At 60.5% G+C, this 19,890-nt stretch carries 22 protein-coding genes and 1 tRNA gene; 9 read left to right on the top strand and 14 right to left on the bottom strand.

The features are described 5' to 3' along the window. Nucleotides 1–145: 145 nt before the first annotated feature. Together HB676_RS28975 and HB676_RS28980 are read right to left on the bottom strand one after the other, a co-directional pair. Nucleotides 146–520, bottom strand: a complete 375-nt coding sequence (locus HB676_RS28975) for a hypothetical protein (RefSeq protein WP_213741915.1) — start codon at nucleotides 518–520, stop codon at nucleotides 146–148. A 616-nt stretch (nucleotides 521–1,136) separates the two neighbouring features. Further along, nucleotides 1,137–2,894 carry an alkaline phosphatase family protein gene (locus tag HB676_RS28980; protein ID WP_213741916.1) on the bottom strand — a complete coding sequence of 586 codons (1,758 nt, stop codon included), beginning with the start codon at nucleotides 2,892–2,894 and terminating at the stop codon, nucleotides 1,137–1,139. A 463-nt stretch (nucleotides 2,895–3,357) separates the two neighbouring features. On the opposite strand from HB676_RS28980, the gene HB676_RS28985 reads away from it, so the two are divergent. After that, nucleotides 3,358–4,077: an LOG family protein gene (locus tag HB676_RS28985; protein WP_213741917.1), complete on the top strand. Its 720-nt coding sequence runs from the start codon at nucleotides 3,358–3,360 to the stop codon at nucleotides 4,075–4,077. Nucleotides 4,078–4,105: 28 nt separating this feature from the next. Here the strand turns inward: HB676_RS28985 and HB676_RS28990 are convergent, their stop codons facing one another. Then, on the bottom strand, nucleotides 4,106–4,990 hold the full coding sequence (locus HB676_RS28990; protein WP_213741918.1) for an SDR family NAD(P)-dependent oxidoreductase: 885 nt from the start codon (nucleotides 4,988–4,990) through the stop codon (nucleotides 4,106–4,108). Nucleotides 4,991–5,118: 128 nt separating this feature from the next. Between HB676_RS28990 and HB676_RS28995 the strand changes: the two genes are divergently transcribed. The 4 genes from HB676_RS28995 (at nucleotide 5,119) to HB676_RS29010 (ending at nucleotide 7,957) form a co-directional block, all read left to right on the top strand. Beyond that, nucleotides 5,119–5,679 carry a nitroreductase gene (locus HB676_RS28995; protein ID WP_213741919.1) on the top strand — a complete coding sequence of 187 codons (561 nt, stop codon included), beginning with the start codon at nucleotides 5,119–5,121 and terminating at the stop codon, nucleotides 5,677–5,679. Between the two features lie 26 nt (nucleotides 5,680–5,705). Then, entirely contained in the window at nucleotides 5,706–6,302 is a 597-nt protein-coding gene (locus HB676_RS29000) for an NAD(P)H-dependent oxidoreductase (RefSeq protein ID WP_213741920.1), read from the top strand. A 65-nt stretch (nucleotides 6,303–6,367) separates the two neighbouring features. Beyond that, nucleotides 6,368–7,222: an oxidoreductase gene (locus HB676_RS29005; RefSeq protein ID WP_213741921.1), complete on the top strand. Its 855-nt coding sequence runs from the start codon at nucleotides 6,368–6,370 to the stop codon at nucleotides 7,220–7,222. 375 nt (nucleotides 7,223–7,597) lie between these two features. Continuing rightward, nucleotides 7,598–7,957: a hypothetical protein gene (locus HB676_RS29010; protein WP_213741922.1), complete on the top strand. Its 360-nt coding sequence runs from the start codon at nucleotides 7,598–7,600 to the stop codon at nucleotides 7,955–7,957. A 26-nt stretch (nucleotides 7,958–7,983) separates the two neighbouring features. Here the strand turns inward: HB676_RS29010 and HB676_RS29015 are convergent. Together HB676_RS29015 and HB676_RS29020 are read right to left on the bottom strand one after the other, a co-directional pair. Then, a tRNA-Leu gene (locus HB676_RS29015) sits at nucleotides 7,984–8,068 on the bottom strand. Nucleotides 8,069–8,199: 131 nt separating this feature from the next. Beyond that, nucleotides 8,200–8,442 (bottom strand): FliM/FliN family flagellar motor switch protein, encoded by a 243-nt coding sequence (locus HB676_RS29020; protein ID WP_213741923.1) that lies wholly within the window; start codon nucleotides 8,440–8,442, stop codon nucleotides 8,200–8,202. A 67-nt stretch (nucleotides 8,443–8,509) separates the two neighbouring features. On the opposite strand from HB676_RS29020, the gene lipB reads away from it, so the two are divergent. Beyond that, nucleotides 8,510–9,235: a lipoyl(octanoyl) transferase LipB gene (lipB, locus tag HB676_RS29025; protein ID WP_213741924.1), complete on the top strand. Its 726-nt coding sequence runs from the start codon at nucleotides 8,510–8,512 to the stop codon at nucleotides 9,233–9,235. Between the two features lie 91 nt (nucleotides 9,236–9,326). Here lipB and HB676_RS29030 read toward each other — a convergent pair whose 3' ends face one another. The 6 genes from HB676_RS29030 to HB676_RS29055 all read right to left on the bottom strand — a co-directional run bounded on the left by HB676_RS29030 (nucleotide 9,327) and on the right by HB676_RS29055 (nucleotide 14,789). After that, entirely contained in the window at nucleotides 9,327–9,638 is a 312-nt protein-coding gene (locus HB676_RS29030; RefSeq protein ID WP_213741925.1) for a hypothetical protein, read from the bottom strand. Between the two features lie 142 nt (nucleotides 9,639–9,780). Then, nucleotides 9,781–10,596: a class II aldolase/adducin family protein gene (locus HB676_RS29035; RefSeq protein ID WP_218625886.1), complete on the bottom strand. Its 816-nt coding sequence runs from the start codon at nucleotides 10,594–10,596 to the stop codon at nucleotides 9,781–9,783. Between the two features lie 29 nt (nucleotides 10,597–10,625). Then, nucleotides 10,626–10,925, bottom strand: coding sequence for an acylphosphatase (locus HB676_RS29040; RefSeq protein ID WP_213741926.1), 300 nt, complete (start codon nucleotides 10,923–10,925; stop codon nucleotides 10,626–10,628). A gap of 6 nt (nucleotides 10,926–10,931) precedes the next feature. Beyond that, nucleotides 10,932–11,792, bottom strand: a complete 861-nt coding sequence (locus HB676_RS29045; RefSeq protein ID WP_213741927.1) for an isocitrate lyase/PEP mutase family protein — start codon at nucleotides 11,790–11,792, stop codon at nucleotides 10,932–10,934. Between the two features lie 134 nt (nucleotides 11,793–11,926). Beyond that, nucleotides 11,927–13,942 (bottom strand): acetyl/propionyl/methylcrotonyl-CoA carboxylase subunit alpha, encoded by a 2,016-nt coding sequence (locus HB676_RS29050; RefSeq protein WP_213741928.1) that lies wholly within the window; start codon nucleotides 13,940–13,942, stop codon nucleotides 11,927–11,929. Between the two features lie 211 nt (nucleotides 13,943–14,153). Then, nucleotides 14,154–14,789 (bottom strand): HAD family hydrolase, encoded by a 636-nt coding sequence (locus tag HB676_RS29055; RefSeq protein ID WP_213741929.1) that lies wholly within the window; start codon nucleotides 14,787–14,789, stop codon nucleotides 14,154–14,156. Nucleotides 14,790–14,952: 163 nt separating this feature from the next. On the opposite strand from HB676_RS29055, the gene HB676_RS29060 reads away from it, so the two are divergent. The 3 genes from HB676_RS29060 to HB676_RS29070 all read left to right on the top strand — a co-directional run bounded on the left by HB676_RS29060 (nucleotide 14,953) and on the right by HB676_RS29070 (nucleotide 18,475). Further along, nucleotides 14,953–15,657 carry an MgtC/SapB family protein gene (locus HB676_RS29060; protein ID WP_213741930.1) on the top strand — a complete coding sequence of 235 codons (705 nt, stop codon included), beginning with the start codon at nucleotides 14,953–14,955 and terminating at the stop codon, nucleotides 15,655–15,657. Between the two features lie 168 nt (nucleotides 15,658–15,825). Beyond that, nucleotides 15,826–16,551 (top strand): thermonuclease family protein, encoded by a 726-nt coding sequence (locus tag HB676_RS29065; protein WP_249780526.1) that lies wholly within the window; start codon nucleotides 15,826–15,828, stop codon nucleotides 16,549–16,551. A 76-nt stretch (nucleotides 16,552–16,627) separates the two neighbouring features. Continuing rightward, on the top strand, nucleotides 16,628–18,475 hold the full coding sequence (locus HB676_RS29070; protein ID WP_213741932.1) for an alkaline phosphatase family protein: 1,848 nt from the start codon (nucleotides 16,628–16,630) through the stop codon (nucleotides 18,473–18,475). A 9-nt stretch (nucleotides 18,476–18,484) separates the two neighbouring features. Here the strand turns inward: HB676_RS29070 and HB676_RS29075 are convergent, their stop codons facing one another. From HB676_RS29075 to HB676_RS29085, 3 genes are read right to left on the bottom strand one after another with little or no spacing between them, the layout of a single operon-like run. After that, nucleotides 18,485–18,856 carry a helix-turn-helix domain-containing protein gene (locus tag HB676_RS29075; protein WP_213741933.1) on the bottom strand — a complete coding sequence of 124 codons (372 nt, stop codon included), beginning with the start codon at nucleotides 18,854–18,856 and terminating at the stop codon, nucleotides 18,485–18,487. Between the two features lie 10 nt (nucleotides 18,857–18,866). Continuing rightward, nucleotides 18,867–19,253 (bottom strand): type II toxin-antitoxin system HigB family toxin, encoded by a 387-nt coding sequence (locus HB676_RS29080; RefSeq protein ID WP_346347446.1) that lies wholly within the window; start codon nucleotides 19,251–19,253, stop codon nucleotides 18,867–18,869. A 17-nt stretch (nucleotides 19,254–19,270) separates the two neighbouring features. Next, a complete protein-coding gene (locus tag HB676_RS29085; RefSeq protein WP_213741934.1) occupies nucleotides 19,271–19,852 on the bottom strand; it encodes a hypothetical protein in 582 nt (193 codons plus the stop codon). Between the last annotated feature and the right edge of the window lie 38 nt (nucleotides 19,853–19,890).

A 19,890-nucleotide genomic window follows, 5' to 3' on the forward strand; every position in this document is an offset into this window, starting at 1 on the left:
ATCGGCCGCACGGAGGCATAAAATCCCAAACACCAATCAGCAGACTCGGCCAGTCCGAGGACAACCTGTTGAGGCTCCACAATTAGAGCCTTATTTTGACGCGTTTTCTTCACGCGAACCGGTATCCACTTCGCTCGAAAACGCTTCAGTTCGTCACGATCTTGGTGATGCACAACAGCACGACCATCGCGAGGAACAGCAGGTCGATATAGGACTTCATTTCACCGGCCGAACGCAGTCCCGAGACCTCGGTCACGATGGCCCTGCGCTGGGATGCCGCGGCGGGCCCCTCCCCCGCAAGGCCCGACAAACGCCGAGCCTCCACTTCAAGCCGCTCGATGCGCTGGAAGAAATAAAACGAACGCAGCGCCGACGCGGCACGCATCCCGGCATAGACCAGCACGAGAATCGCAACGACCGCGCGTTGCTGATATCTCTCCATGACGTTGAGGGCATAATAGACCAGCGCCAGGAACACGAAGTTGGAGAAGAAACGATAGAGGTAGCTCAGAAACTTCATGCGTGTGTCCCCACATCCACTGTAAGCTTGAAAATCTTGGTCGAACGCAACCCCGGAAACCCAATGGGATCGCTGCCATCAAACCGGGCTGGCCGGCCTCATTCCCAGATCGGTCGATACACCTGCGCTGTTACAGCGCGGCAACGATTGCCCGTTTCGCATCGAATGCCGATTGCCGCCAACGGAAATTGCACCACGCCGGCCACGGCGTTGCTATTGCACGCACGCCGCCCCCTGGCGAGGCCTCTTCTAGCTTTAAGCGATTTGGGAATTCAACCTGCAACATCGAATCTTTGCCAGGACGACGGGGCATCCACTGCACCACAACCCGGCATTCGTCAGAGCAGGGATAGAATCCGCCAGAGAATTGTGAAGGATTTGGCAGCCAACCGTAACTTGGGGGCTTCGGGCTGCAGGCGGTTATTTCCAAGGCAGCGCAGCACTCCGAAGAATTTCAACAGGTTACGCTGTCGCAAAGGTGCTTTTCAAGCAATTTCTGAAGGCCACTGAACTCACAGCCGACAGGCAAACCTTCGGTCCGGCAGCAAGACGGCGCCGGCCAAAAGGCCGGCGCCGATGAAGCACACGAATGTGCGGCGGTTCACGTCACTCGCTTTTAGGACTTCGATTTCGACTTGGTATCGACAGTACCGAAGGTCGGATCGAGGATGAGCGTCTTCGTGTTCGCCTTGTTGAAGTTGAACATGTCGATGATCGAGCCGGTGGTAGCATCGAAGGAGCCACCGCCGAGACGCTTGCCGTTCAGCCAGTTGTCCTCAATGAACTGCGGGATCGAGGACTGGGAGATCTGGACGTGGCCGACGTAGTTCGATTTGGCGTAGGGCGAGATCACCAGGAAGGGTATACGTGTGCCCGGACCGCAGCGACCAGCGACAGGCAGACCATTGACGCCGGTGGGTTCAGTAGTGCCGATGACGCCGCACGTATTCGGGCCGTTCAATGCATCGGACGTCGAGAACGAGGGATGCGTCGTCGGGGCGAAGGCGTGGTCGTACCAGCCGTCCGAGTCGTCATAGCTGATGATCACCGCAGTCGAATCCCAGTCCGGCTGCTGCTGAAGGAAGTTGATCAGATTGACAACTCCCGTCTGTTCATCGAGCGGGTCGGAGTTGCCAGGGTGAGCGTCCTGGAAGGTCGCCATCTTGATGAGGGAAACCGCCGGGAAGTTACCCTGTCCAACCGCCGCCTCGAACTGGTTCAGATCGTAGGCATGGTTGGCCGGGTCGACCTTGTTCTTGCCTGGGATATTGGTCAGGCCGATCGAAGCGACGGAATCCGGAGGGAGATGGTTCGGGTTGGAGGTCGACTGGTAGTACTGGAACCAGATGTGATGCGGGACGTAGTCGGGGATGGCGACGCCAAGCCCGCCAATCACCTGGCTGGCCGAGGTGCGGCCTAAAGTGCCGGGCGCCGGCTGGAGTTGGCTATTCACGCCGACACACCCGGTCGAGCCGTTATTGTTCACGGTTTGCAGGTTGAAACCGCCGACGAACGAACCCCACGGAATGTTCGCCTCGTTCAGCAGGTCGCCGATGTTCAGGGAGGTCATCTGGACCCGCGACGTCGTGCTGGAGCACACGTCAAAGGCGGGATCGGTATCGCCGTTCTGCGTTCGGCCGCCCTGGCCGTCCGCGAGGCCGCTCGCGCCGAAGCCCGGAGGAGCCACCGCGCCATTGGTCTGGCCCGAGAACATGTGGAGCGCTCCCGGCGTCGACGGACCGAAAGTATCGGTCCAGGCGTTGTCGCTCATTGCGTAATTCTGGGCGTAATTCCAGAACGCGGTGACGGTGTTGCCGTCGAAATAGCCCATCACCTGAGCCTTGGTGCCGAAGGCGCTGGCGCCGCCGGCGCTGCCCGAGCCTACATCGAGCGGGAAGAGATCGTTCTTGCCGCCGTCATATGCCTTTTGCTCGGACCCATAGCTGTGGCTCTGGTCGGCGGTGTTGGCCTGGGTGCGGTCAAGACGGAACGGGTTCGAAGCGACTGAAGCGAGGGAGCTTGAGGTGGCCGCTACGTTGTTGAGCGGGTTCAGGTTGGGATTGTTGGTTAGCAGCGTCGTATTCGACAGAAAATTGTTGATGTCCCGCTGCGTATTCTTGGCCGGCTCGAAAACCGGCTCGCCTTCGGGATTCAAGGCGTTCGGATAGGTTCCGAAATAATGGTCAAAGGACCGGTTCTCGTTGAAGATGACGACGAGGTGCTTGATCGGCGTCTTCGTCGGCAACGCGTTGACGGCGTCGGTGACGGTGTTGTTCTTGTCTTTAGCGACGGCGACCGGACCGGTCACAGCGATCGTAGCTCCGACAACGAGGATCGCCGCCGTGGACAGCAAAACAGTTTTAAATTTTGTCATCTTTTCCCCAGAGAGAGAGAGTGTGTGTGGTCGTGCGCAGGGACAGATAGGTAGTGTCAATGACGGGCATGTGTCGGTTTGAATTCAACTCGGCCTAAGTCGCCACCATTCGCGAGAGGGCGCGACGAACTCTCATGAAGGTGATGCGCCGCGTGACGCGGGAGATGTGGGAGCTCGATGCCATGGCGCTCGGACGAACCGAAATATCCCACCAGGCAAACAATCGGCGCGCATGGGAGCGGATTCGCACGGCACGGGGATGATCGATGTCGCCGATATTGAAGCGAAGGCTCGCAGAATGCGTAACAGCATCGTTCGCCAGTAAGGCTTCGGACAATAAAGCTTCGAATCAGCGAGGGTGCAGACCAAGACTCGTAATGATCAGGTTTTCGATAATGCCACGGCCCTGCCCCGCCAATATGAGGAAGAAATCCGACAGCCTCGACCTCAATGATCGGGAGCCATGATCCGCCGCCGTCGAAGAATTTTCTGGCCGGCAATCAACACGCATTTCGTCGCGCGCGATGGCGGCGCGCGCGTGCCCGCTCCGGAGCAAGCTGCCGCCGCCATCGAAGCCGCGAATAGCGAATCCGAAAAGGCCTTGGCTGGGAAACTGCGGCAGCGGTCCGAGTTTTACCGGATTGCGCGCGAGTTCGGCCGCATTGCTTCACAGCATGGCGGCGCCTTCGCTCCCAAGAACCGATGGCGCGACAATGTGATTGCCACAGGCGGCGGCCCCGGCATCATGGAGGCAGCCAACCGCGGCGCTTTCGATGTTGGTGCGCCGAGTATCGGCTTCAACATCACCCTACCGCATGAACAAGTGCCAAACCCCTACATCACACCAGAACTCAGCTTTCGCTTCCACTACTTCGCGATGCGAAAGATGCACCTCGCCATGCGCGCGAATGCTTTGGCTATTTTCCCTGGCGGTTTCGGCACCCTGGACGAGATGTTTGAACTGCTGACGCTGCAGCAGACACATAAGGCGCCGCCAGCACCCATTGTGTTGTTCGGCGAGAGCTACTGGCGCAGGATCATCAACTTCGGGGCTCTCGTCGAGGAAGGCATGATTACGGCAGACGACCTTCATCTCTTCGAGTTCGCCGAGACCGCGGAGGACGGATGGGCCTCGCTAGTCCGTCGCGGTTTGCAGGCTCACGGCACGAATCCCGTCGGCTGACTTATGCCCGCCACCGACAAGCCTGCGATTATGGAACGAGAACTGGCGGCGCGCGATAGACGTCCTTGCCATGGAGCCCGTCATGCGAATGCTTCAGGTTGAGCACGCCCTTCGGCTCGCGCCGCAACGCATCGGGCACCCGGGTGCCAATATCGTTCTTGGCTGGGGTGATGCCACCATCGGCCAGCCATAACGCGCCGGTCACATAACTTGCTTCGTCGGAGGCAAGAAACGCGAAGATATTGGCAATCTCCTCCGGCGTGCCGCGACGACCGAGCGGAATCATGGCGCCAATCGTCGCCTGCGCCGCCGGATCGATCGGACTGTCGGTGCCTCTGGTCCAGGCTGTGTCGATGGCGCCGGGGCAGACGCAATTGGCGCGCACGCCATAGGGCGCCTGTTCCAAGGCGACGCCTTTCATGAAGGCATGAAGGAACGCCTTGCTCCCGCCATAAGGCGTAAACATCGGTGAACCATTCATCCCGGCCTCTGAGCCGGTGTAGACGATGTTCCCCCGGCTCTTGCGAAGGTGCGGCAGGGCGAACTTGGTCATCAGGAACGCCGTGCGAATGTTGTTCCTGATGGTGCGGTCGAAATCCTCGATACGATAGGCGTCTGTCTCCGCACTGGCGATGAAGATGCCGGCGTTGCTCACAAGCACATCGAGCGAGCCGAAATTGTCCAAAGCGAGTTCGACGCAGGCACGCGCATGCTGCTCCTCGGCAAGATCGCCGAGATAAGGCACCGCCTGTCCTCCTGCGCCTTTGATGGCTTCGGTCACATCGCGGACAGGATCGGCGGGAAGTCCGCTCAGGACCAGCCGCGCACCTTCACGCGCGAACTTGTGCGCAATGGCTTCGCCGATGCCGGTGCCCGCTCCGGTAATGATGGCAACCTTACCCTGCAAGCGCATGTCCCTCTCCCGCATTTCATTTGAGAGAGCAGATCATGATCGACAATCTTCGGCTTGATCGGGATCAACGCGCGCTATTGATCGGAAGTCTATTTTTCCAGAGATAGCAACCTCTGGAAAGCACGGCCATGGAGATCGACGAAGCAATCAGCGGCCGTCGTGCGGTGCGTGACTATACGTCCAAGGCTGTTGACGAACAATTGATCCGTAACGTGATCGACGCCGCGATTCTTGCGCCAAGCGCCTTCAATCAGCAGCCATGGACATTCACGGTCGTCCGTAACCGGGACAAGCTGGACCGGATCGCACGCGAAGCCAAGTCGCACATGCTTGCGACAATGGCATCAGATTCTCACGCCGAACATGCCAGATCCATGCTTGGCGATCCGGACTTCCATATCTTCTATCACGCCCCCACACTGATCCTGATCTCAGCCAAAGAACCGGGGCCCTGGATCGCCGAAGACTGTGCGCTGGCTGCCGAAAATCTGATGCTCACAGCCTACGCCGCCGGACTCGGTACCTGCTGGGTCGGTTTTGCGCAGAGCTTTTTGAATACACCGGAAGGAAAGGCCCTGCTCGGCCTGCCGGTCACCTCGGTTGCAATTGCGCCGATCATCGTCGGCTATGCGAAGGCCCAGCCGCCTCCTGTTCCGCGCCGCGAACCTGAAATCCGCTGGATTGGCTGAAACCCGTCAATAGGAGAGTTTGTCCCATGAAGCATCTCATTGTCGTTGCCCATCCCGCCAAAGACAGCTTCACGATGGGACTGGCGCGCAGCTACGCTGCGGAACTGGAGCGGCTCGGGCACAGCCAGCAGACATACGATCTGTACCGCATGGGATTTGATCCGGTCCTGCCAGCCCGCGAACTGTGGCCCGTCGATGCGGATCATCCTGTCAGCACGGATGTGGCACAGGCGCAGGACGCCATTCGCGCGGCAGATGTTTTGACCCTCATCTATCCGCTGTGGTGGCTATCGATGCCTGCAATGATGAAAGGCTATATCGACCGCGTCTTCGCGCGCGGCTTCGCCTACGAATCTCACGACGGCAACGTGCGTGGGCTTCTCGGCGGAAAGAAAGCTGTTCTTATCACGATCTCGGGAGCCCCGTTGCCACTTCTGGTCAAAAGCGGCAACTGGAACGCCGTTCAGGTCTTGCAGGATACGCACATTCTTCGTGCGGCAGGGTTCGAACTGATGGAGCATCTGCATTTCGATCAGGTGGCGCCCCAACTTGCGAAGGAAATCGTCGAGCAACACATGGCGCGCGTGCGATCCTGTGCGCGCCAGCATTTTCCCGGAAATTAAACCAGTCGTGACGGCTTCGAGCGCGTTCCGTTCGATAGCCGTCCCACATCGAAGGAGATCGATCCATGGCAACGACCACCAATGACTCGCCGGTCTGGTTTGTGACCGGCTGCTCGACCGGCTTCGGCCGTGAATTCGCCCGTGCCGCGCTGGCACACGGGTTTCGGGTCGTCGCAACAGCTCGCGATCCAAACAAGCTGAGCGATATAATCGCCGGACATGAAGACAGAGCGATCGCGATCGCATTGGATGTGACGAACGCGGACCAGATCAAGCAGGCCGTCAGCGAGGCCAAACGCGCGTTCGGCCGTATCGACGTGCTCGTCAACAATGCCGGCTATGGCTATCTCGCCGCCGTCGAGGAAGGTGAGGATAAGGACATCCGCGCCATGTTCGAAACCAACTTCTTTGGCCTTGCCGCGATGGTGCGCGCAGTTCTGCCGGGAATGCGGGCGCGACGCCATGGACAGATCATCAACATCGCATCCGTCGGCGGAATCGTCGGCTTTGCAGGCTCCGGCTATTATGCCGCGACGAAATTCGCGGTCGAAGGTCTGTCGCAGTCGCTTGCCAGGGAAGTAGAGCCACTCGGAATCCGCGTGCTGGTTGTCGAGCCCGGCCCGTTCCGAACCGATTGGGCCGGCCGATCTCTCAAACAGTCGGCCAACTTCATCGGCGATTACGAGCAGACAGCCGGCTCACGGCGCAGAGAAACCGCGGGATACAGCGGCCAGCAGGCGGGCGATCCGGTGCGCGCCGCCGAGGCTGTCATCGAAGCGGTGCAATCACCCGCGCCTCCATCGCATCTGGTGCTCGGCCGCGCGGGTTTGGAAAATGTTGAAGCCCAACTGCGCTCGATGATTCAGGAGGTCGAACTCTGGAGGGCAACCAGCCTGAACGCAGACTTTCCTGCCACGTAACAAAACAGATGACCGAACGCCGAAGTCAACCAACGTCTCATAGCAGGCCAGCAGCCGCTATTCTTGAGGTTCAGTGAGAAGTGCAGGTTGAGCGGTTGCAGCATCTCCAGCGGTGGCACTTCGCCGACGTTGCAGCGCGTGAGGATGGTATGCAAATCGGCGGCCGCCTGCGGATCCTTCCACGGCGTACGCTGCACGGAGCATCAGGCGCAGCATTTCTCGGGGCAGCGATACTGCGTTGATCCATGATTGGCTGGATTCTGCAATCACGGCTTCAGAAAAATGTATGTGTCGAATGAACCGCCCGTTTCGCGCCTTGTCCGCACGCGCTAGCTGCGGTGCACCTAATGACTGAGTTTTTGTTTCTCTTCCTCGGTGAGCAAGAAGTCCTGGGCGGCGAAATTCAAGAAGTACGCTGTTCTGGCCGGTGTCAACGAGACCAAGAAAAGCTGCCATGGGGTCCGCAAGGCGCGCGCCGAGGTCGCCGCTTACGCTGACTGCACCGAGAGTCAGATGAGGGCGATGTTCGGCTGGACCGACCCGAAGATGCCGGCGCATTACATCGCGCAGGCGAACCGGGAAAAGCTTGGCGCCAGCGGCATGGACAAGATCGTGACGTTCGATCAGAGCCAGAATATGAGTGATGTTCTGCCCCTGCCCGATGCGAACAAAGTCGCAACGAATGGTGAGAACAGAGTAGTAACTTTGCGTAGTAATTTTGGGAAAAAATCTTAGCGATTTCAGTGCCAAAGCTGGGTTTATGGTGCGCTCGGAGGGACTCGAACCCCCACGATTTTACTCACTGCCACCTCAAGGCAGCGCGTCTACCAATTCCGCCACGAGCGCTAGAGAGATCGGCACCGGGATTGCCGCCGGACCGGATCAACGGCGCCGATGTAACAAATCAGGGATGGGGGGACAAGGCCCGCGAGCACAGTGTTTCGGGGATAGAACAAGGCCGCATCCGGGGCATGGATCTAGCGGCTGCCCGGCGATTTTGGCAGCATTTGCTTGACTTCGACCGCGATCCGGTTGCGATCGACCAGCACCACGCCGCTGGCGATCGGCAGGTTGTTGGCGAGGATCTTGACCTCGTCCGCCTCGGTGGCATCCAGTTCGATGATGGCGCCCCGGCTCAGACGCATTACCTGATGAATCGGCATCGTCGTGGTCCCGAGGACCACCATGAGGTTCACGCTGACTTTATCGAGGGTTGGCACTGGGGACCCGAACTGACAGACAACCGCAAAATTGCGTGGTCAGACATCACCACGTTATGGTTAGCCAATGGTTAATGACCGAGAAAGCCTTGATTTGACGACCTTTGCGGCCCCTCCGGGCGGCGCTCCTGTCGAGTGGCTGATCGCCGACGCCCCCTTGCCCTATCTGGAGGCCGTCGCGGCCATGGAGGCACGCGTTGCCGATATCGCGGCCGGCCGGGCGCCTGAACTGGTCTGGCTGCTGGAGCACCCCCCGCTCTATACCTCCGGCACCAGCGGCAAAGCCCAGGACCTGCTCGACCCCCGCTTCCCGATCTTCGACACTGGCCGCGGCGGCCAGCTCACCTATCACGGGCCGGGCCAGCGCGTGGCCTATGTCATGCTCGACCTCAAACGAAGACGGCCCGATGTGCGGGCCTATGTCGCCGGCCTTGAGCAATGGATCATTCAGACATTGGCGGCGTTCAATGTACGGGGCGAACGCCGCGAGGATCGCGTCGGGGTCTGGGTCGCGAGGCCGGACAAGGGGCAAGGTTTCGAGGACAAGATCGCTGCAATCGGGGTGCGGCTGCGGCGCTGGGTCTCCTTCCACGGCATCGCGATCAATGTGGAACCGGATCTCAGCCATTTCGACGCGATCGTGCCCTGCGGCGTCGCAGACCCCCGCTACGGCGTCACCAGCCTTGTCGATCTCGGCCATCCCGTCACCACAGCAGATGTGGACGTGGCGCTCCGCCGGGCTTTCGAGGATGTGTTTGGCGCGGTGAAGCAGCCCGTGCCGGAAACGATCTGAAGCTTACGCGCCGCACCACCAAGTCTCTCCAGACCGCCATACAAAAAGCCCCGCGCGAAGGCGGGGCTTTTCGTTATTGCTGACGCGTCGCTTATTTGCTGAGGCCGGAACCTGGGCCGGTCGGGGTCAACGTCGATCCGCTGGGAGAGCCGCTCGGCTGCAGCGTATTACCGGACGGATTAACATTTGTGTTGGAACCCGTGGTACGGCCGACCGTCGAGCCGGGTGCGTTGCCCATCGAACTTCCAGTCGTGGATGAACCGGTGCTCGGCGCCACTGAACTGCCTGCGCCGGATGTCCCGCCGGACACACCGCCGCCCGCCGCCCCGCCGCTGCTCTGGGCCAGTGCGAAGGTGCTCGAGAGTGCCAGCGCTCCCGCCAATGCAATCGTTGAAAGTTTCATGGTCGTTTCCTTTGTTGATGACGAGAAGGAAACCCACACGGTCCATCGATGTTCCCCGAGAACACGCAGACGTCAGCATTGCGCCATCAGCAGAGCTGACTGCGAATCGTCCCCTTCGCAACCACAACGAAATCCGCTGGAGCTATTTCGAAAGCGTCGGCAGAACGCGCATCTTCCACACGCCCCAGATGCGGTCGATCACGATGAAATTGGTCTTGTCGGCCTTCACGCCTTCGCCTGGCGTCAGATAATTGACCTCGCCGCCGAGCGCCATCGCCTGGGCCTGCAGCTTGGCGTTGACGTCGGTATAATAGGCGCGGAACACGGCCATCTTGACCGACGGCCCGACGGTCACGTCGCCATGGCCGCGCATCAAAACCACCGGCTTGTCACCGAGCGTCTCAGCGAGCGATTTGCCGAGCGCGGCATCGCTGACCAGCATGCTGGTTTCGCCGAAATCCTTGCGAATATCCCACACCGGCACGCCAACTGCGAGGAAGGACGGATTATGAAACATTGCCTTCAACGGGACTTTGGTTACCGAGAAAGGAATGACGCCGGCGGAATGGGTGTGAACCACAGACATCACGTCCGGCCGCGCCTTGTAGATTTCGCTGTGAATGAAACGTTCCAGAAAGACAGAGCGCCCCCGCGCGTCCACGGCATTGCCGTCGAGATCGAATTCCATGATGTCGTCGGCGGTGACCAGTGCGGGCGCCAGCGACCGCGCCATCAGAAAATGATTGGGATTGGTCGGATGGCGCGCGCTGACATGGCCGAAACCGTCGAGCACGCCGAAGTCTGCCAGCACGCGGCTACCGATCACGATATCTTCGAGCAACGCAGGATCGACGCCGGGAAGCGAAGCAGATGGCATTTGCGCCGATATCGGCGAAGCGCCCGATAACAGCGCGAACGCGACCGCCGCGCCCGTCAATATCCCTCTGAACGTCGCCATGACAGTCGCCTCCCGTTGTACTTTTGAATTTATATCGTCGACAGCACCGAAAATCGTTCGCCCGGGTACCGCAAGCCCAGCGTATCGGCGCCCGCAGTCTCTTCGATCACGTCATCCACCCGCGCCGATGACGGCCCATGCCGGCATGACGTGACCAAGTCAGCGACAACATCCTCCGGTCCACAAAACAGCGCTTCGACACTGCCGTCCCGCCGGTTACGCACCCATCCCTCAACGCCGTGCTTCCTCGCCTGATGCTCGACCCAGGCGCGGTAACCGACGCCTTGCACCCTGCCCCGGATCTCGACCCGACGGATCGTGCCGCTCATCTCAAGTCAAAGCCCGAGAAGCTGCGCAAGCCGCGCTTTCACTTCAGCCTCGCGTGTGACCTTGTTGGTCAGTTCCGATGACGCCAGACCTTTAAGCTCCTTTGGCGGCAATCCCTCACGCAGCGCTTTGAGCGTCTCGTAGACCGCCTGCGTCGCCGCAGCGATCGGCGCATGCCCCTGCAACGCGATCCGCACGCGCAAACCCCTGAGATAATCCGGGTCGTTCATCGCTTCAGGTGCGCCACCAAGTACGATCGGCAGCGTCGTGGCGGCAGCAATCGCCTCCAATTCGCTTTTCGCTTTAATGCCAGTGAAGAACAATGCATCGACGCCCGTGGCCTCATAGGCTTTCGCCCGCACGATGGTGTCCTCGAGCGAAGTGATCGACGCAGCCCCGGTGCGCGCCACGATCACCAGCGACGGATCGCCGCGTCCGTCGAGCGCGCCCTTCATCTTGCCGACACCTTCTTCCAGCGAGATCAGTTGCGGTTTCGCCTGTCCGTAAGCCTGCGGCAGCAGCGTGTCCTCGATGGTGAGGCCGGCGGCGCCCGCGGTCTCCAGCTCCTGCACGGTGCGGCGGACATTCATTGCATTGCCATAGCCATGGTCGGCATCGACCAGTACCGGCAAGGCGGCCGCGCGCGACATCCGGCGCATTTGCTCGGCCAGTTCCGTCAGCGTGATCAGCGCAATATCGGGATCGCCGAGCACCGCCAGCGACGCCACCGATCCCCCGAACATGCCTACTTCGAAGCCGATATCCTCGGCGATGCGGATCGAAATCGCGTCATAGACCGAGCCTGGACGTATGCAGACTGCCCCGGAGAGGGTCGAACGCAGGGCTTCGCGGCGTTTTTGGAATGTCATGGGGTAAATCTCTTCAAGGGTTCTTCAGTCATTCCGGGGCGATGCGTCAGCATCGAGCTACGATGTGCAATTGCACATCGGAGAATCTCGAGATTCCGGGTCTGGTCCTTCGGACCATCCCGGAATGACGGAGCTTAAGCAAATTCAAGTATCAGCGCGTCCACCGCCAGCGTCGCGCCGGCGGTCGCGTGAATTTTCTTGACCGTGCCGTCGCGTTCGGCGCGCAGCACGTTCTGCATCTTCATCGCCTCGATCACCGCGAGCGTTTCGCCGGCCTTGACCTCCTGGCCTTCGCTGACCGCGATCGACACCACGAGCCCCGGCATCGGGCACAGCAATTTCTTACCGGTGTCGGCCGCCGTCGTGACCGGCATCAGGCGCGCGGCCGCGGCCTCGACGTCGGTAAAGACGTGAACGGCGACCTCATATCCCTGATGCGCGAGCCGAAAACCGTTGGCGATCGGGCGCACCTGCATGGCCACCGGATGACCATCGAGGGTGCCCTGCCAGACCGCGTCGCCGGGCGCCCATGGTGAGACCAGGGTGTGCGGATGACCCTGCTTTCCGTCAGCGTCGATGAAATGCACCACGATGCCATCGGCCTCGCGCGCGATATCGAGCGCGATCTCGTTGCGCTCCAGCCACACCGCGCGGCGCTGCTCGCGCTTTACCGGACGGCCGATCATCTGGCCGGAAATCTGCCGCTTGCGCTCGCCCAGCACATGGTCGATCGCCGCGGCCACCGCCGCCAGCCGCCGCGCGATCTCGCCTTCCGGCACGCGAACGGCAAATCCACCTGGAAATTCCTCGGCGATAAAGCCGGTGGACAAATTGCCCTCGCGCCAGCGCGGATGATCCATCAGCGCCGAGAGAAACGGAATGTTGTGGCGGATGCCGTCGATGTAGAAGGAATCGAGCGCGGTCGATTGCGCCTCGATCGCCGCGGCGCGCGACGGCGCATGGGTCACGAGCTTGGCGATCATCGGATCGTAATAGATCGAGATCTCGCCGCCCTCCTGCACGCCGGTGTCGTTGCGCACGGTGATGCCGTCGACGCGGCTCTCGACCGGCGGACGGTATTTCACCAACCGCCCGATCGAAGGCAGGAAGTTGCGGAACGGGTCTTCGGCATAGACCCGCGATTCCACCGCCCATCCGGTCAGCGTGACGTCCTTCTGCGCCAGCTTGAGCTTCTCGCCGGCCGCGACCCGGATCATCTGTTCGACCAGATCGATACCGGTGATCAATTCGGTCACGGGATGCTCGACCTGCAGCCGCGTATTCATCTCCAGGAAGTAGAAGCTCTTGTCCTGGCCGGCGACGAATTCGACGGTGCCGGCGGAATCGTAGTTCACGGCTTTCGCGAGCGCGACCGCCTGCTCACCCATCTTGCGCCGCGTGGTCTCGTCAAGCAGCGGCGACGGTGCTTCCTCGATCACCTTCTGATTGCGGCGCTGGATCGAACATTCGCGTTCGCCGAGATAGATGACATTGCCGTGCTTGTCGCCGAGCACCTGAATTTCGATGTGGCGGGGATCGACAATGAATTTCTCGATGAAGACCCGATCGTCGCCGAATGACGATTTGGCTTCGGCCTTGGCCAGCGAAAATCCTTCGGCGACTTCGGAGGTCGAATGCGCGATCCGCATGCCCTTGCCACCGCCACCGGCGGAAGCCTTGATCATCACGGGATAGCCGATTTCGTCGGCGATCTTGACAGCGTGCTTGTCGTCTTCGATGACGCCGAGATGCCCCGGCACGGTCGAGACCTTGGCGTTGGCGGCGGCCTTCTTGGATTCGATCTTGTCGCCCATCGCGGCGATCGCGCCGGGATTGGGCCCGATGAAGACGATATCAGCCTCGGCCAGCGCGCGCGGAAAGGCTTCACGCTCGCTGAGAAACCCGTAGCCGGGATGCACCGCTTCGGCGCCGGTCTTGCGGCAGGCCTCGATGATCTTGTCGATCAACAAATAGCTCTCGGCCGCGGCCGGCGGTCCGATCAGAACCGCATGGTCGGCCATTTCGACATGGAGCGCATCGCGGTCGGCTTCGGAATAGACCGCGACCGTCTCGATCCCCATGCGGCGGGCAGTCTTGATGATCCGGCAGGCGATCTCGCCGCGATTTGCGATCAGAATTCGTTTGAACATGGGCTGGCTTGCTTACCGACTTTACAGCGACCTAAAGGGGCGGGATCCGCCCCCGCAATCTGGCATGCGGGGCCGGAGGTAACAATTGCGTCGTACAGCAAAAACAGCTGATGGCAACGGCCTGTTTTGAGCAAAATCCGCGTTTCCAAGTCGTTTCCAGGTTATTGCATCCCTGACCGGCTTTGGCATCGGGTGTGCCAGCGCGCCAACTCTAAGATGCGTGGTCAAGCAATCCCCGCGGTGCAGCACAAACATGCTGAGCGCCTCCGGCCAGCAATTCATCTTTTGTGCCGTAACCGTAGAGCACGCCAACCGCGGTCATGCCGTTGTTTCTGGCTCCGATCATGTCGAATTTTCTGTCACCGATCATCATGGCTTGCGTGGGATCGACGCCCGTGGTCTTGAGCGCATAGCCCAGCAAATCGGTCTTGTCGGCCCGCGTGCCGTCGAGTTCAGAACCAAAGACGCGCTCGAAATACCCGCGCAATTTGAAATGATCGATAATGCGCTCGGCATAGACAACGGCCTTGCTGGTCGCCACGAACATGCGCCGGCCCGATTTGGCGAGCACCGACAACGTCTCTTCGATGCCGGGATAGACTTCATTTTCGTACAGGCCGATGTCGCCGAACCGTTCCCGGTACAGCAACAGCGCCGCGTCCGCCAATTCGTCGGTCCCGACCAGCTCTTTCAGGCTGGCGCGCAGCGGCGGCCCGATGCACCAGGTCAATTCATCCTCGGTTGGAACGGCGCGACCGAGCTTGCCGAGCGCATACTGGATCGAGCGGGTAATTCCGGGTTTCGGATCCGTCAGCGTTCCATCGAGGTCGAAATAGATTGTGTTCATCCTGATCCTGCCCGTTGCGTGGCCCCTCATACAGGATTTTGCGTCGCAAAAGGACGGTGCGGATCGGGATTATCCCATGCGATCTTGCAGCAGGCCGTGCGGCAGTGGAACATATCTTGACGCCACGATTGAGTATGGGGTCATGTTTGGGGTGCCGGAGGCAATGATGTCCAATACGGAGATGCTCATTCGACTGGTCGTCGCGGCCGCGCTTGGCAGCCTGATCGGGTTCGAGCGCGAGCGCCTGCTATGGGCCGCCGGGATCAGGACGCATATGCTGGTATGCGTCGGATCGTGCCTGATCATGATCGTCTCGCAATACGGATTCTCCAACATCCTGACCCAGCAGAATGTCGTTCTCGATCCCTCGCGAATTGCAGCCCAGGTGGTCTCCGGCATTGGATTCCTCGGCGCCGGCGCGATCCTCGCCCGCGGCGAGATCGTCAAGGGTCTGACCACGGCCGCCAGCATCTGGACGGTTGCCGCGGTCGGGTTGGCGGTCGGAGGCGGGCTCTATCTCGCCGCCAGCTCGTCCACCGTGATCATCCTGATCATTCTCGCCGGCATCAAGCCGCTGGAAGAAGCCTATCGCGCCCGCAATCAAAGCTGCATGCTCAAAATCGAAGTCGACAATGGGAGCCTGACGCCAGAATTGCTGCGAAGCGCGCTCGATCTTCGAATCGGCCAGGTCAAACGCTTCCTGGTCGAAAGCCGAAATCCTGAAGGGACCGACGATCTGGTGATCCTGCTGAGCAAGGTCTCGTCGCAGGATATCGCAAGCTATCCGGCGAAATTGAAGGAGCTCGATGGCGTCCGCGAGGTTACCATCATGAAGCGCCCCAACGATAATGGCGCGAACTCAACGTGATTTTTCTGCGGCGGGCGGCCTGCAAAGGACAATAATGCTGGAAGCATTTGCCCGATATCTGATAGGCAATAAAGACGGTCACGCTTCTCTTTTCTCACAAGAACAGCACCATCGATGATGCGTCGGTCTATCCTGATCCGGGCAGTTCTCTCCGCCGTTTTACTGGCGATGTTCCCGGTCAGCCCGGGCTCGGCTGCGAGCCCGACCGTGCGGGACGGCGGCTCGCTTGATCTGGCGGGCGTAACCTACCGGCTCGATGGCGTCGACGCGCCGGCCTTCGATCAGCTCTGCATCGATGACCATGCCGACAGTTGGACCTGCGGCGTCGAAGCGCGCGATCAACTGGCCAAGCTGATCGGCGGGCGCGAGGTCCATTGTGAGGATCTCGGTGTGGACGCCACCTACAAGAAGCGGCATGTCGGCCTTTGCACCGTCGAGGGTGAAACCGTCAGCCTGAACCAGTCGATTGTCCGCCAGGGCTTCGCGCTGGACCTGGAGCCCTCCGCAAAGGGCCGCTTCAAGGACGACGAAACTGGCGCCAAAGATAATCGCCGGGGCCTCTGGAAGGGCTGCTTTGTCGCGCCGCACGAATTCCGAGGTGGACGAAAGGACGGTGCGCTGCTGGGCGGATCGTGCCGTGCCGACAAGGACCGTGAAATCCGCGGGGTGCTATTCCCCGAGGAGACCGCAATGCCCTCAGGCTGCAACATCAAGGGCAAATTTGCCGTGCGTGCCCGCTTCACCGGCAATGTCGGCATCTATCACCTGCAGGCTTGCCGCTCCTATCCGGCAATCACGAAGCCGGATCGCTGGTTTTGCTCGGAAGACGACGCCCATGCCGCCGGCTTCCGCAAGGCCTATAACTGTCGCGCACCCGTGCATCCGCGGATGTAACAATTCTGTCATGCGGCAAAACTAAAGAGACGGCACGGCTGTCACGCCGACCATCCGATTCCTGGGGGAGATTCATATGCGCCGTTCGGTTGTGATGCTGTCCGCTGGCCTCGTCCTGCTGTCCGCCGGCGCAGCATTCGCGCAAAATACGCCGCATAATCTGATTCTGTTCGTGCCGGACGGACTGCGCGGGAAGATCGTGACCAATGAGACCGCACCTGCAATGGCCGAGGTCCGCGACAAGGGCGTCAATTTCCGCAATTCACACTCGCTGTTTCCGACCTTCACCACCGCCAATGCGTCGGCGCTAGCCACCGGTCATTATCTCGGCGACACCGGCGATTTCTCCAACACCATCTATACGGGATATCCGGTGGGACCCGCCGACGGCTCTGTCACGCCGTTCCTTGAGGTCGATCCGGTCATTTTGGATGCCGATGAACATTTCGGCGGCGACTATCTGAACGAGGAAACCGTACTGAAAATGGCGCGCGCCAAGGGTTACAGCACCGCGGCACTTGGCAAGCTTGGGCCCACCCTGATTTTCGACCATACCGATAAGATCGGCGCCGAAGGCCTGCACTCGATCGTGATCGACGATGCCACCGGCACCAAGAATGGCATGCCGTTGTCAGAAGAAATAAAAGCCGCCCTGACCAAGGCCGGTTTGCCGCTCGCCACACCGCCGCGCGGCGACAACAGCAAGGCCGGCGACGCCAAGACGCCGGGCACCCTGACGCCCAATACAGCCCAGCAAGCATGGTTCACCGACGTGACCACCAAGGTGGTGCTGCCGATGTTCAAGGCGCGCAACAAGCCGTTCGTGCTGGTGTTCTGGTCGCGCGATCCCGACGGCAGCCAGCACAATACCGGCGATAGCCTCAACACGATCACGCCTGGAATCAATGGCCCGACTTCGCTGGCCGGCATCAAGAACGCCGACAACAATCTGGCACAACTGCGCAAGGCGCTCGACGATCTCGGCCTCACCGCCTCGACCAACATCATCATCTCCTCGGATCACGGCTTCTCGACCATCTCGAAAGAGAGCAAGACCAGCCCTTCGGCGAAGGCCGCCTATGACGACACCCCGAAGGATTTCCTCCCGATGGGTTTCCTGGCGCTGGATCTGGCGAAGGCGCTCGACCTGCCGCTGTTCGACCCCAATGACAAGAACGCGCCGGTGCCGGCGAACGCCCACCCCAAGGCCGGCAACGGCCTCTTGGGCAAAGACCCCGCAAAGCCTGATCTCGTGGTCGCCACCAACGGCGGATCGGACCTGATCTATCTGCCCAACCGCGACAAGAAATTGGCGGATCGCACCATCAAGGCGCTCCTGGAACAGGATTACGTCAGCGGCTTGTTTGTCGATGACAGGTTCGGGCGCTTTCCGGGCACACTGCCGATGTCGCAGATCGGCCTCAAGGGCAAAGCCGTGACGCCGAACCCGACCATCGTGGTCAATTTCCGCTCCTATGTGTCCGGCTGCGACGAACCGACCAACTGTTCGGTCGAGATCGCCGATACGGTGCTGCGTCAGGGCCAGGGCATGCATGGCAGTTTCGGGCGTGGCGACACCCTGAATTTCACGGCGGCCATCGGCCCGGACTTCAAGGCCGGATACGCCGATCCCCTGCCCGTCAACAATGCCGATGTCGGCATGACCATCGCTGAACTGATGGGCCTGCATCCCGCTAACGCTGGCGGACTGACCGGGCGCGTGATGTCGGAAGCCCTGCCCAACGGCATCATCCCAAAATCCGCCGACGCCACCATCGTCTCCAAGCCCGCGGCCAACGGTCTGCGCACCGTCGTGAAGTACCAGCGCGTGCTGTCGCAACGCTATTTCGACGTCGCGGGTTTTCCGGGCCGGACCGTCGGACTCGATGCCGAGACCGGCAAACAAAAAACGGCGGGGCAATAGCTCCGCCGCTCAGGCCGCAACCCGGCTAGGCTTCACCAGAAGATCAGCCGGAATCTTCCAGGCTTCGCTGATCTTGTGAATCATCTCGACCGTCAGAGGACGCCGCCGGTTCAGCAGTTCCGACGCGCGCGACCGCGAGCCGAGCAGTTCGGCGAGTTCGGCTTGCGAGTGTCCGAGTTCTTCGATCGCATAATTCAGCAAGTCGATCGGATCTGAGATGTCGATATTCGGCCAGCGGCGGTCTTCGTATTTTTCGACAAGCGTTGCGAGGATGTCGAGCTTGTCGCCGTCTTCTGTACCTGCGATAGCCCCCCAAAGCGTTTCGATTTCCCGAATGGCTGCGGCGTGATCATCGTCGTTTCTAATCGGGTGAATTTCCATGGTGCGTTCCCTAAAATAACGCGACGGTCAAAGCGTCGATCCTGTCGTATTCGGCGTGCGTTCCGATGAATTTGACAAAGGCGATTTCCCTGCCGAAATCGAACGCAACGATCATCCGAAAATTACCGCCCGCGACTTCAAACCTCGCGCGCTCCCCATTCAGAATTTTCGCATTCGGAGCAGAGAGGCGCACGTCCTCCATTGAATTCCATTTGGCGTTTTTGACCAATGTTCGCCACCGCTGGAGCGGGACCTTCGTCTCCGGATGCCTTTCGGCATACGAAGAGAGCACACTCCATGCGATAATTCTCATGCTTGATATTATGTTCCCAAAACGGGAACATTGCAAGCGAACAAACAAAAACGGCGGGGCAATAACCCCGCCGTCCTGATACACGCCCGCTCGGGCTGAATTTACATTCCGATGTCGAATACGTTCGGCAGCGTGGTCAGCGGCAGCGCGGCGACGCCGACGATGGTAGCGACCAGCGACATAAGGGTACGGTTGCTGCGGCGCTTGCCGCGCATCTGGCTCGCGATCCAGTTCAACACTTCGGTATCGACCCCGGCCGACTTCGCAGGCGCCCAGCTTTCGATCGCGGTTTCCGGCGACAGCGCAACGGTGCGGGACGGCACCGGCAGGCCGGACACGGACGCGGCGTGATGCACCACGGCCTTGGCCAGGAGGTCATCGAACCGTCCATTATCGCTGCGCTCGGCGGCAGCATCGTTGATCTCAAACAGCGCCTCGGCTTCCGCCCGGCTGACCGGCTGATGCTCGACGGCGGTCGCGGTCAGGATACGCGCGCACCAGGCGGCGTCATCGGCATCCAGTTCGCGGGAGAAATGAACGCGGCCCTTGGTGGTGGGGCCCTCGCCGGTGATCACGCCGTCGCGGACGACGGTCAGCGCAAGCGCTGCGGTATCACGGCAGGAGATTTTCGAAGGTTCCAACGCGGCAATCGGTTCGGCAACGGTAGCAAGCGGGGCGGACATTAGTCGGTACTCTTTTCAGTTTTTTGTTCTGGGCCAGC

The sequence above is a fragment of the Bradyrhizobium sp. dw_411 genome, assembly GCF_018449695.1.
GTDB lineage: Bacteria > Pseudomonadota > Alphaproteobacteria > Rhizobiales > Xanthobacteraceae > Bradyrhizobium.